The following is a 12,801-nucleotide window of genomic DNA, read 5'->3' on the forward strand; positions in this document are numbered from 1 at the left end:
ATGCTTCAAACCATCTCACTTCGTGACTTTGTCATTGTTGACCAACTTGAGCTCGACTTTGCAAGTGGCTTTACGGTTCTCACTGGAGAAACTGGTGCCGGCAAATCTATTTTGCTAGATGCCCTAAGTCTTGTGCTGGGCGAGCGCGCAGATAGCAGTCAAATTCGAGAAGGTGCTAATCGCGCCGAGATCTCCGCCCTCTTTCGGATTGATCCAGAACTCATTCAGTCCTTTAGCCAATGGCTAGATGATCAGGGCTTTCCCGTGGAAGATGATGGTCAAAGCCTATTACTCAAACGAACGGTTGAAAGTAGCGGTAGAAGTCGTTCTTTTATCAATGGCAGCGTTGCAACATTAGCGCAGCTACGTGAGGCTGGTGATCAGCTAGTTGATATTCACGGGCAACATGCGCACCAACTACTTTTGAAGGGTGGCGCGCAACGCGAACTTTTGGATCGTCATGCAGGTTTGTTACCGCTCTCTACAGAAGTAGGATTCGCATTCAAAACCCTAAGTGAATCGCGTCGTCGCTTACAGCAAGCAGAAAATGCGGGGCAAGATGTCGAGCGTGAACGTGAACGTCTACAGTGGCAACTAGAAGAATTAACAGAGCTCTCTCCTCAAGAAGGTGAGTGGGCAAATATTCAAAGTGAGCATGCAAGATTGGCCAATGGAGCCAAACTCATTGGTGGATGCCAAGAAGCCATTGAAATCTTAAGTGATGCCGATAATTCTCTAGAGTCCTCACTATCCAAAGTCAGCGGTAATATCGGCGCATTAGCTGAACATGATCCTGCATTAGTTAGTATTAGCGAATCTCTGGAGAGTGCGCAAATTCAACTGGATGAGGCCATTCATGGACTCAATCGCTATCTACAAAAAATTGATTTGGATCCGGCCAGACTTGAGCAAGTTGAAGAGCGGATGCAGGCCTTGCATGGCGCCTCCAGAAAATATCGCACTGAAACTGATGAGCTCCCGAATTTACTTATTGAGACTGCTGAGCGCTTAGAGGCATTAACTGCATCACAGAATATTGATGCCCTGAGAGAAAAAGTAAATCAAGAAGAAGCAAACTTTCTTAAGTTAGCAAAGCAACTCTCACAGAAGCGCAGCAAAGCTGCAACCGAACTTGGTCAGCTGGTAACCGATGCTATGCAAGATTTATCTATGGCTGGTGGTCGCTTAGAAATTGCCCTCACACCACTACAGGAAGGTGGATCACACGGCCTAGAACAAATTGAGTTTTTGGTAGCAGGTCACGCAGGTAGCACACCGCGATCATTAGCGAAAGTAGCCTCCGGCGGTGAACTTGCTCGTATCAGCCTTGCCATTAGCGTCATTACTAGTAAGGCTTCCTTTACGCCGACTCTCATATTTGATGAGGTTGATGCCGGCATTGGCGGGGCTGTTGCCGAAACGGTTGGCAAGCTCTTGCATCAACTGGGTCAGACACATCAAATTCTATGCGTTACCCATCTTCCGCAAGTTGCCGCACAGGGCAATCACCATCTCAAAGTGAGCAAATCTCAAAATGGGGATAAGACAGTTTCACAAGTTCAGCCTTTGGGCAGAATTGAGCGGGTCGAGGAAGTTGCCAGAATGCTCGGTGGGGCAACCATCACTGACACCACTCGACGACATGCACGCGAGTTACTAGAACAACATTAAATTCATTTAAATGCCCGATGGTGCCCTAAAGATGTCTTGCCAAAGCAGCAAAACATCATCTCGAGCCCTAAGCAGTTCAGACTCATCCTCCAAATGAATGCGCGTCTTTTCTGCGCCATCCAAACGTAAGCGGTGTTGATGCGCCCTTAATAAGCGATAAGCATCTCCAACCTTTTGAGCGGCAAGCGCTTGAATTAAGCCTGCTTCACCAGCAATCCTCAAAAGAGCAATATTGCCAAGATTACCAATCAATTGTGGGTATTGATGTGCATAAGCCAAGACTAAAAATTGAACAATAAATTCAATATCAACCATGCCGCCAGCATCATGCTTTAAATCAAAGCTCTCGCCCAGATTCGGATGGCCTTCATGTACCTTACGGCGCATCTCCAAAATTTCAGATCGCAATTGGTCAATATTGCGCTTCTGACTTAGTACTTCTGATCTGACAATATCAAACTGAGCGCCTACCGCAAGATTGCCAGCAGCAAAGCGGGCGCGCGTTAAGGCTTGATGCTCCCAAACCCAAGCGGCGTTATCGCCTTGGCGCAATTGATACTTTCTAAATGCCTCTGCATTAGTAACCAAAAAGCCTGCTGATCCATTGGGGCGAAGTCTGGTGTCAACCTCAAACAAACTACCCGTTGCAGTAAAAGCAGTCAACCAATTAATCATGCGCTTCGCCAAGAGCGCATATATTTCTTGAGCAGCATGATCGTTTTCATTGGCTTGATATAAAAACACCAAATCCAAATCAGAGGAGTAACCTAATTCCTTGCCACCCAACTTACCGTAGGCGATGATTGCAAAGGATGGGGTAGTGTCAAACGGTAAGTCATATTTCTTAGCTACCGTAGGCCAGACTCGCTCAAAGGTAACCTGCAACATCAAATCAGCCAAAGCCGATAAGTGATCACTCACCTTTTCAACAGAAAGGGCTTGCTCTACCCCGATTCCTAAATCAGCTAGCAGCGTAATAAAGGTCTCTGTATGGTGGGTGACCCTTAAGATATCCATGGCCTGCTCTGAGGCATCGCCCTCAGCCATGACATCGTCTAAACGCACATTTAGGTTGGCCCTTACTTCACGCCAATAATCCTCAGGGCGATCAATCAGCGCTCTCTCTGCATGAGAGTTCAATAAATAATCCAATAGATGAGGATGCAGCGTAAGGTATTGCGCGCCCCACTGTGATGCCTTTAACAAAGCCAGCACATTAAATAAAGCTTTGGGGTACTCAGCCAATATCGATAAATAGGCACTACGTCGTGCAACTGCTTCCAGTAAGTCAAAAAAACGCAATAGGGTCTGATCTACTGTTGGCAAATGACTTTGATCTGCCATCAAAATATCAGCGGCACTACGCATTAAATTATCAAAAATTAAGCGGCTTTTTTCTGGCAGCTGCCTTGCTTTAGGGCTAGCAATCCAGGTCTGCCATCGAAGCAGAGATTGAGGAAAATACTTTTCATCTGGCATCCAATCCTGCGGTGCAAGGTCAAGCCTTTCCTCATCGTCCAATAAAAATGCTTTTTCAAATAAACGTGCAACATTATTTTGGTGCCGCTCCAACTGGGCAAGAAAACTCGCATCATCTGTGAAGCCCATAGCTTCAGCTAAGCGCAGTCGAACAGCAGAATCATCAGGGAGGTAATGCGTTTGCTGATCATCCCAAACCTGAATACGGTGTTCAAGACGTCGTAGAAAAATATAGGCGTCACTGAGCGCTTCTACCTCTGGTAAAGGCATGATGCGACGCCGCCCAATCAGATTGAGCACTTCTAAACTTGGGCGCACTCTAAAACGAGGGTCGGTACCACCGCGCATCAACTGAACCATTTGCGCTAAAAACTCAATCTCCCGAATACCGCCACGTCCCAACTTAATATCATGGGAGCGGCCTTGATGACCAGCAGAACGCTTCTCCGCTTCACGCTGAATTTGCGCATGTAGATCACGAATAGAGGCGATAACACCGTAATCTAAATGCCGGCGATAGACAAATGGTCGAATGATTTGGTCTAGAGATTTTTCACAATGGGCATAGTCATGCGATCCGGGTAATGGCGCAATAAGCCTGCCCTTAATCCAAGCGTAACGCTCCCACTCCCTACCCTGTACGAGCAAGTACTCTTCGAGCATATCGAGACTGCAAACCAAAGGACCAGAATCACCATTGGGGCGCAAACGCATATCCACCCTAAACACAAACCCATTGGCATCATGCTCAGATAGCATTTTGATTAAACGCTGACCCATGCGTGTAAACCACTCATGATTCGATAAGGTTTTGGGACCTCCTCGCGTTTCACCCTCATGCTCATAGAGAAATATCAAATCTATATCGGAAGACAGGTTCAACTCAAAACCACCTAGCTTCCCCATGCCAACTACCATGAGTGGCATTTCAGTATTGCTTGAGCTACTCCAAGGTAATCCAAAGCGACTTTGCAAATCTCTGCGGATAAATGCAATAGAGTCCGTGGTAGCCAGTTGCGCAAAGTGACTAAGACTATGAGTAACCTCTTCCAGACTGGCCATGCCGTTTAGATCACGAAAGGCCAGCCATAGCATTAGACGCTGACGAGCCAAGCGCAAATCAGACATAAATTGCGCCTCATCATGCCCCTCGCTCAAGACATCAATCCGGCAGGGATCAAGAAGGCCCTTAATCCCAGCTAAATCAATTTTTTGCTGCCCATGGGATCTGAGCCAATCAAGCCATTCCGGCTTGGCATGAAGCCAACGCCTTGCATAATTGGAGTGTCGCTCTAAAAACTCGATTTGCCTTGAAAATTCATCCATCCCCCCATCTTAATCCCGACTAAAAGTCGATCAAGAGATGATTGCCGATCGTACAGAGCCTGACGGATAATAGAGGTCATGCTGCAAAACATCATTCCACCTCGCCTTAAGAGCGTGCTTGCAAAACGTCCTCCAGGTTTGGGTAGGAATTGGCGTAAGCGCGCCCTGATTTTGGGTGGAGTTGTGTTGGCGCTCTTTGTCATTGGGCATCTTGGGGTGCGATATGTGCTTTGGCCCCAAATTCAAAAATCTAAGGCATCCGTTGAAAAACTCATCAGCACCCGCACAGGAATAGATGTCACGATTGATGATCTGAAGGTTTCTTGGACGGGCATTAGGCCAGCATTTGAAATGAATGGTTTGCGTTTTAACAGTCCCAACAAAACGAAAGCCCTGCTCTCCATAGAAAAGATATATGGCGAACTCAGCTGGAACTCTTTCTATCACTTAGCTCCTTATTTCCATGAGATTCATTTCGAAGGCGCAGAAATTTATGCGCAACGCAATACTAAGGGTGCCATCTCAGTAGCAGGCATTCCTCTGGACGGTAACTCAAGCGATTACTCTGCTGAAAATTGGTTGTTTGCACAGGACAGTATTGAGGCAAAAAAGGTTAAACTTTTTTGGAATGATCAGCAGAATAAGAAAGCCATTACATCGATTGAGGTGCTCAATTTAGACCTCACCAATGGCATTCGTAGACATGATGGCTCGCTCATCGCCATTACCCCATGGACAAAAGGACCAACTGAAGTCAAAGTAAACTTTGTCCCACACTTAGGTGGGCAAGCAGGAAACTGGCGTGACTGGATTGGTACGATCTCGTGGAATTTAGCGGACCTAGACCTAAATCAAGTATCCAAAGAGTTCAATCTTGGCATTCATACACTTGAAGGTGTGTTGAGCTCGAATGGCAATCTCAAAATTGATAATGCCCAGCCTGATGGTGGTGAATTTTATGTTGCAGTCGATAACCTGGTTGTTCAATCCGCAAAAAGTGAAGATGCAATTGCACTAGGTAGGCTCGAAGCTAATCTCGTACAAGAAACAAATGATGGCTTGATCGCAATCTCAACGAAAACATTTGCTTGGCGCGATATGGACAGCCCAAAATCTGCGCCACTGGAAAAATTAAGTCCGATGACCTTTCGCTGGCGCCCTCCCGCAGCTGATGGAGAGATTAAAGAATTCGGATTTTCTTCACCCAAGATTTCAATAGATGATGCAACCTTATTTGCACTGAACCTACCGCTCTCTAAAAAAGTGCATCAATGGATCAAGGCTGCTCAAGCTGAGGGCGATTTGGAGAATGTTGATATCCACTGGTCAGAAAGTAAATCCGCTCTTTCAGCCCTGAATATTCCTGGAGGATGGTTCAAGTCCAATAAACTGGATTTCACAGTGAGCGCCAAACTGATTAATTTGAGCTTTATTGGCGTCAATAAGTCGATGCCCTCGGTATCGAATCTGTCCGGCTTTATTTCCAGCAGCCAAAGTGAGGGAAGCTTCTCCCTCAACTCCAAAGACCTTGGATTAGAAATTAATGACTTCCTCGAAGATCCGAAGATTCAACTTGACCGTGCAAGCGGGCAGATTAGCTGGGCCAAAAAAAGAGGGCGCTGGGTCGTTAACACCAACAAACTCTCCCTAAGTAATCCTGAAATCAATACCAATTTGAGTCTTAACTACATTATTGGTACACCGAAAGAGGCTGACTTTATGGCCTTAGATATGCAGTTCCTACATGCCAATGCAAAAACAGCATATCGCTATTTACCTGTTGGTATGGGCAAAGATGCGAGAGTGTATTTAAGCAAGGCGTTTAATGCTGGCACTATTCAAAATGGCACTCTGCATATCAAAGGAGATCCCAATCAAGTACCGTTCCCTGATAAACAACAAGGTGAGTTCAGCTTAAATCTTCCAATCTCTAGCGCAGCGTTTACTCCAGTACCGCTCTTACCAAGCAATCAAGGAACCTGGTCCACCTTTACCAATGTAAATGGCACTGTCGCCATGAGCAATTCTAGTTTTGCAGTAGATATTCCGACCGCAAGCTACAAGCAGGTGGCGCTGAGCGGCTTTCATGCAGAAATTCCCAATGTCAGCGCTAATCAATTAACGCTATCCGTAACTGGCAAGGCCCAAGGCCAGGCACCAGAACTACTGGAGTATTTTTATGCTTCACCAAGCGGAAAAAAACAAGACAAGATTGCGCAAAGCCTACGTGTTACTGGGCCCATTGATCTGGGCATTGGTTTAAAAGTTCCCCTATCTGGATCCGCCGATACCAATATTGATCTGAAATTAACGCTCCCGGGTAACCGTGCTGAATGGGGTGACTTCCCTCCATTTGAAAATCTCAAAGGAAACATCCGCATTACCGAAAGTAACCCAGAGTTCGAAGATGTTTCTGCAAATTTCCTGGGTGGTTCGGTCAAAATTTCTAGCAATGACAAAAATAGCAATAAACAAAATTTCAATATCGCCGGGGACATCCAGGCTAGCTTTCTAAAGGCCTATCTTGCCAACTCCTCACGTTCACAGCCAAATGCCATGCTCAATGCTATGAATGGCACCATCAAATACGATGGCACCATTAGCTTTAATAAGCTTGGCAGCGATTCAAACCTTCGCTTTGATCTTCGGGATTGGTCTATCAACGCCCCAGCACCAGTTAAGAAATTAGCAGGCGCCGCAATGACAGGCGAAGTAAATATAAAAACATTTTCTAGCGAAAAAAATAATGCTAATCGCGCAAGTTGGTCTGGCAAGATTGGTGAACTTTATTCCACACAAGGAGTCCTGAGCCGCGATGATGAATTGCGCTATAGCCTTGGAATCGGCGCCCCACCTAATTTGCCACAGCAAGGCTTCAACCTCAATTTAGTAAGCAGTGAACTCAACCTAGATGCTTGGCGAGATTTTTTGGGAGCTAAATCACCTTCACGCACACAAGAAGCTGAATCCAATACTGGAAACATTCAAATCACAGCGCAGGTTAAGAAGCTCACTTTATTTGATCGACTGTGGCAGGACGTGAACCTATCAGCAAATAACAAAAAAAATGTTTGGGATGTAATGCTTGGATCTCTCCAGGCATCCGGCCAATTTCAATACCAAGCGGCTAATAAAAACAACGCAAGTGGCCTGATCAGTGGACGCCTTACTAAACTCAAAATTCCGGATGTTATTGCAAACCTACCCACAAAACCAGGCTCATCAAACCAAGCAACATTTACCCCCGACTCTATTCCGAGCTTAGATATCTCCATTGACGATCTGAGCTGGAGTAAGGCGCGACTTGGCCAGATCAAAATTAAAACCAGAACCAGCGATAACACGCTAAAAATTGATTCGATACAGACTGATAATCCTCAAGGTTCCAGCCAAATTAATGGTCAGTGGAATGGGGGCACTAAGAATGAAGCCGAACACAGTACTCTGAACATCGATATGGATGTCAAAGATGCCGGTCAGATCATTGCACATTGGACATCACAAAAATCCATTGAGGGTGGACACGGCAAAGTTAGTGCCAATGTGGAATGGGATGGCTCACCATTTAATCCGCAATATGAAACCCTCTCCGGCAAGGCAAGCCTTAATCTTGAAAAAGGAAGGCTGTTGGAAGTCAATACTAGCAGCGCAAAAATATTAGACGTACTGAGTCTGCAAAGCTTATTTAGATTTGCCACTCTAGATATCCAAGGTGGCCTTGGCAATATCGTTACTAAGGGCACACCTTTTAATTCGATTACAAGCAACTTTGATATTAGTAACGGTGTTGCACAAGCCAAACAATTCAATATGAATTTAGATCAAGCGCGTGTTGCAATGACTGGGCAAATCAATCTTTCAAAGCAAACACAGGATTTGCGCATCACTATTTTTCCGACAATTGATGCGACTGCAGGATCGCTTGCTGCATTTGCAATCAACCCCATCGTGGGTCTGGGTGCCCTAGTTGGTCAGTACCTCCTTACGAGTCAGATTAACCGTAGCTTTCAATCCGATTATTTAGTGCAGGGCTCATGGGATAACCCAGAGGTCATTCCATTGGATCAAAAAGGTCAACCGATTGATACTCAAACTTTTGACTCCATTCGAAAAAAAGAGCTGCTCATGGAGCAAAGTAAGCCCAGCTCTAATAGCACCCCAAACAATTCGGGTAGCGACGCACAAACCACCAACTAGATTGAGATGAGTAAACCTATGAACTCGGCAGAACTGAAAATAGCCTCTATTCAGATGGTTTCCAGTCCAGACATTCAGGAAAATCTCAATACGGCTAGGAGACTCATTGACGCTTCGGCCAAAGATGGGGCTCAATTGGTAGTGCTTCCGGAATATTTTTGCTTAATGGGGCTAAAGGATACTGACAAAGTTGCTGCTCGCGAAGCACTTGGTAGCGGTCCAATTCAAGAACAGCTAGCAAGTTTTGCTGAAGATAATCAGATTTATTTGGTGGCTGGCACTATTCCACTAGAAACAAAAGATCCAGGCAAGGTGCTAAATACCATGCTGAGCTACGATCCCAGCGGCAAACAAATTGGGCGTTACGACAAGATTCATCTTTTTGGCTTTCAAACCAAAGCAGAGCGCTATCAAGAGTCTGAGACCATTGAAGCGGGCAATGCTCCCCAACTTCTCAAAATCCATCACAACAATGAAGACTGGACTTTTGGTCTGAGCATTTGTTATGACCTCCGTTTTCCAGAACTGTATCGTGCGATGGGTCCAGTGGATTGCCATATTATTCCAGCGGCGTTTACTTACACAACAGGCAAAGCCCACTGGGAAATTTTGCTACGTGCTCGTGCCATTGAAAATCAATGCTACGTCTTATCCTCGGCACAAGGGGGCATACATCCCAATCAACGCCGCACTTGGGGCCACAGCATGCTGATTGACCCTTGGGGGGCGATATTGGCAGACCTCCCTGAGGGGGAAGGCTTTATCTCAGGGACTTTAAGCAAAGATAAATTAAACGAGGTACGCTCTCAGTTACCTGCACTTGCACACCGCAAGCTTTAATGAAAGATTTGCCGAATCACATGAATGCACCAGAAGCACTATTTCCTGCCAATTTGACAAAAGCCAAAAAGCAAGCAGACCTCATTAAATTAGCCAAGTCCATCTTGCTTGAACCAACCGGACTATCCGAGCAAGATTTACACCGCACTTTTGGCAATATGTTTACGCATCGCTTGGATGATGCTGATTTATATTTTCAACATACTCGCAGCGAAAGCTGGAGCCTTGAAGAAGGTATTGTGAAATCTGGCAGCTTCAATATTGACCAAGGCGTTGGGGTGCGGGCCATTTATGGTGATAAAACGGCATTTGCTTACTCAGATGAAATTAATCTAGAGGCTTTAAATAAAGCAGCAAAAGCAACTCGTGTGATCGGCCCCGAAGGTGGCAAGAGAGCAGTAGCCAGCAAGCTATTTAACCCGCTATCTAACAAGCTGTACTCTGATCTCAATCCTCTAGACTCATTACAGCCAAATGAAAAAATTGCTCTACTAGAAAGCATTGAGCGTCGCGCAAAAGCACGAGACCCTCGCATCATTCAAGTCATGGCTAGTCTTGCTGGTGAGTTTGATGTTGTTTTAGTAGCAAGAGCAGATGGTCTTCTTGCGGCAGATATTCGCCCCCTCGTTCGCGTCTCAGTTCACGTGATTGCCGAACAAAATGGTCGCCGTGAATCTGGCTCCTCTGGTGGTGGCGCACGTCACGACTACCTTTACTTTGATACTGAGTTAATTAATCGCTATGTTGATGAAGCTGTAGATGGAGCTTTAGTTAATCTTGGATCACGACCAGCACCCGCAGGCCCAATGACCGTAGTCATGGGTCCAGGTTGGCCAGGCGTGCTTTTACATGAAGCAGTAGGACATGGTCTTGAGGGTGACTTCAATCGAAAGGGATCTTCTGCTTTTGCTGGTTGCATCGGCCAACGTGTTGCCGCTAAAGGTGTCACTGTAGTTGATGATGGCACATTGTCTGGACGTAGAGGCTCGCTCAATATTGATGACGAAGGCACGCCTACACAGTGCACTACCTTGATTGAAGATGGAATCTTGAAGGGCTATATTCAAGATAGCCTGAATGCACGTCTGATGAAGATGCCACTCACAGGCAATGGACGCCGTGAGAGTTTTGCTTCCTTACCAATGCCCCGCATGACAAATACTTATATGCTGGCCGGCAAAGACAATCCCCAAGAAATTGTGGCAAGCATTAAACGAGGTCTATATGCGGTCAATTTTGGCGGCGGCCAAGTGGATATCACTAGCGGCAAATTTGTCTTTTCTGCCTCCGAAGCCTATTGGGTAGAAAACGGAAAAATTCAATACCCCGTCAAAGGCGCCACGATTATCGGTAGCGGTCCAGAGTCCTTAAAACAGGTCTCCATGATCGGTAACGACCTTAAATTAGACGGCGGAATTGGGGTTTGCGGCAAAGAAGGCCAAAGTGTACCGGTAGGGGTTGGACAGCCTACTTTAAGGATTGATAGCCTGACTGTTGGCGGAACAGCCTAAGACGGCTTAATTACGGCTTAAAATAGCCGTATGAGCCAACAAAATACTAATCCCGCTAATTGGTACTCCGCCGTTGATAAAACGTCTGATACCGACGATCAACGCATTGATAACATTACTGTTCTGCCACCGCCAGAGCATTTGATTCGGTTTTTTCCAATCTCTGGAACACCGACAGAATCGCTCATCAGTAAAACTCGCCAAAAAATTCGCGACATTATTCATGGCAAGGATGACCGCTTACTCGTCATCATTGGACCTTGCTCGATTCATGACCCCAAAGCTGCATTGGAATACTGCCAACGTCTTTTAGCAGAGCGTACCCGCTTTGCAGGTGAACTCGAAATCGTGATGCGTGTCTACTTTGAGAAACCACGCACTACGGTTGGCTGGAAAGGGTTGATTAACGATCCTTACCTCGATGAGTCCTACCGTATTGAAGAAGGCCTGCGTCTGGCTCGTCAAGTCCTCATGGAAATTAATCGCCTTGGTATGCCAGCGGGCAGTGAATTCTTGGACGTCATTTCTCCGCAATACATTGCTGACCTCATTTCTTGGGGTGCTATTGGTGCACGCACAACCGAAAGTCAAGTTCATCGTGAACTCGCTTCTGGTTTATCTGCACCGATTGGATTCAAGAATGGTACCGATGGGAATATCAAAATTGCAACCGATGCTATTCAGGCTGCGGGTCGTCCACACCACTTTTTATCTGTTCATAAAAATGGTCAAGTATCGGTTGTTGAAACTAAGGGCAATAAAGACTGTCACGTTATTTTGCGCGGCGGTAAAGAGCCAAATTACGAGGCTCAGTTTGTTCAAGCAGCCTGCGCTGAGCTAGAAGCCTCCAAGCTTCCAGGCAGTTTGATGGTTGATTTGTCACATGCCAATTCAAGTAAAAAACATGAGCGCCAAATCATTGTGGCTGATGATGTTGCTCAGCAAATTGAGTCCGGTTCACATCAGATTTTCGGTGTCATGGTAGAGAGCCATCTAAATGACGGCGCTCAAAAGTTCACGCCTGGTAAAGATGATCCAAGCAAGCTCGAATACGGCAAGAGCATTACCGATGCCTGTATTAATTGGGATGATTCTGTTCAAGTGCTCGAACGACTTGCGGCTGCAGTCAAGAAACGCAGAAGCCAGAAAAAGTGATGTGCTGTTGCTAAATTAAATTAGCCATCCTACTGAAAGAGACTAATTTATTTAGTCTCTTTTTTTTCGTGCTTCCACAATACGTCTGTACCACCTGCAGCACGATTCAGAATGCGTGACAACACAAAGAGTAGATCGGATAAACGATTGACGTATTGACGAGGCGAATCATACAAAGGCTCTTCCCAACCTAAACGCACAATTGAGCGCTCTGCTCTTCTGCAAACTGTGCGGCATACATGTGCTTGTGCAGCGGCACGTGTACCACCGGGAAGAATAAATTCTGTCAAAGGCGGTAACTGCTGATTGTATTTTTCAAGCCAAACATCCAATTGAGAGACGTGATCTGGATTGAGCAGCTTGTAGTTGGGAATGCAAAGCTCGCCACCCAAATCAAATAAATCATGCTGAATCTGCAAAAAGAGGGCTTTTAACTCTTCGGCAATGCCTTGAGGGATCTCTTCGGTCATCAAAACGCCGATTTCAGAATTGAGCTCATCAACGTCACCCATGGCGCAAATGCGTAAATGATCCTTTTCAACGCGACTTCCGTCTCCAAGACCGGTCATGCCAGCATCGCCCGTTCTAGTAGCGATTTTTGATAGTCGATTTCCCATGAGCC

At 45.9% G+C, this 12,801-nt stretch carries 7 protein-coding genes; 5 read left to right on the forward strand and 2 right to left on the reverse strand.

Going from position 1 to position 12,801, the window contains the following annotated elements; all coding sequences use genetic code 11:
* Positions 1-1,671 (forward strand): DNA repair protein RecN, encoded by a 1,671-nt coding sequence (recN, locus tag FD961_RS07930; protein WP_215393382.1) that lies wholly within the window; start codon positions 1-3, stop codon positions 1,669-1,671.
* Between the two features lie 6 nt (positions 1,672-1,677).
* Here recN and glnE read toward each other — a convergent pair whose 3' ends face one another.
* Positions 1,678-4,476 (reverse strand): bifunctional [glutamate--ammonia ligase]-adenylyl-L-tyrosine phosphorylase/[glutamate--ammonia-ligase] adenylyltransferase, encoded by a 2,799-nt coding sequence (gene glnE / locus FD961_RS07935; RefSeq protein ID WP_215393383.1) that lies wholly within the window; start codon positions 4,474-4,476, stop codon positions 1,678-1,680.
* 78 nt (positions 4,477-4,554) lie between these two features.
* Here glnE and FD961_RS07940 point away from each other — a divergent pair, with 78 nt between their 5' ends.
* From FD961_RS07940 to FD961_RS07955, 4 genes are read left to right on the forward strand one after another with little or no spacing between them, the layout of a single operon-like run.
* Positions 4,555-8,673: a YhdP family protein gene (locus FD961_RS07940; RefSeq protein ID WP_215393384.1), complete on the forward strand. Its 4,119-nt coding sequence runs from the start codon at positions 4,555-4,557 to the stop codon at positions 8,671-8,673.
* A gap of 6 nt (positions 8,674-8,679) precedes the next feature.
* Positions 8,680-9,513: a carbon-nitrogen hydrolase family protein gene (locus FD961_RS07945; RefSeq protein ID WP_251371255.1), complete on the forward strand. Its 834-nt coding sequence runs from the start codon at positions 8,680-8,682 to the stop codon at positions 9,511-9,513.
* A 20-nt stretch (positions 9,514-9,533) separates the two neighbouring features.
* The gene (tldD, locus tag FD961_RS07950) at positions 9,534-11,024 is read left to right on the forward strand and encodes a metalloprotease TldD (RefSeq protein WP_251371358.1); all 1,491 of its coding nucleotides are present in this window, start codon (positions 9,534-9,536) and stop codon (positions 11,022-11,024) included.
* A 30-nt stretch (positions 11,025-11,054) separates the two neighbouring features.
* The gene (locus FD961_RS07955; protein WP_215393385.1) at positions 11,055-12,179 is read left to right on the forward strand and encodes a 3-deoxy-7-phosphoheptulonate synthase; all 1,125 of its coding nucleotides are present in this window, start codon (positions 11,055-11,057) and stop codon (positions 12,177-12,179) included.
* A gap of 47 nt (positions 12,180-12,226) precedes the next feature.
* Here the strand turns inward: FD961_RS07955 and FD961_RS07960 are convergent, their stop codons facing one another.
* The gene (locus FD961_RS07960; RefSeq protein ID WP_215393386.1) at positions 12,227-12,796 is read right to left on the reverse strand and encodes a cob(I)yrinic acid a,c-diamide adenosyltransferase; all 570 of its coding nucleotides are present in this window, start codon (positions 12,794-12,796) and stop codon (positions 12,227-12,229) included.
* Between the last annotated feature and the right edge of the window lie 5 nt (positions 12,797-12,801).

This window comes from Polynucleobacter sp. TSB-Sco08W16, assembly GCF_018687455.1.
Lineage (GTDB): Bacteria > Pseudomonadota > Gammaproteobacteria > Burkholderiales > Burkholderiaceae > Polynucleobacter.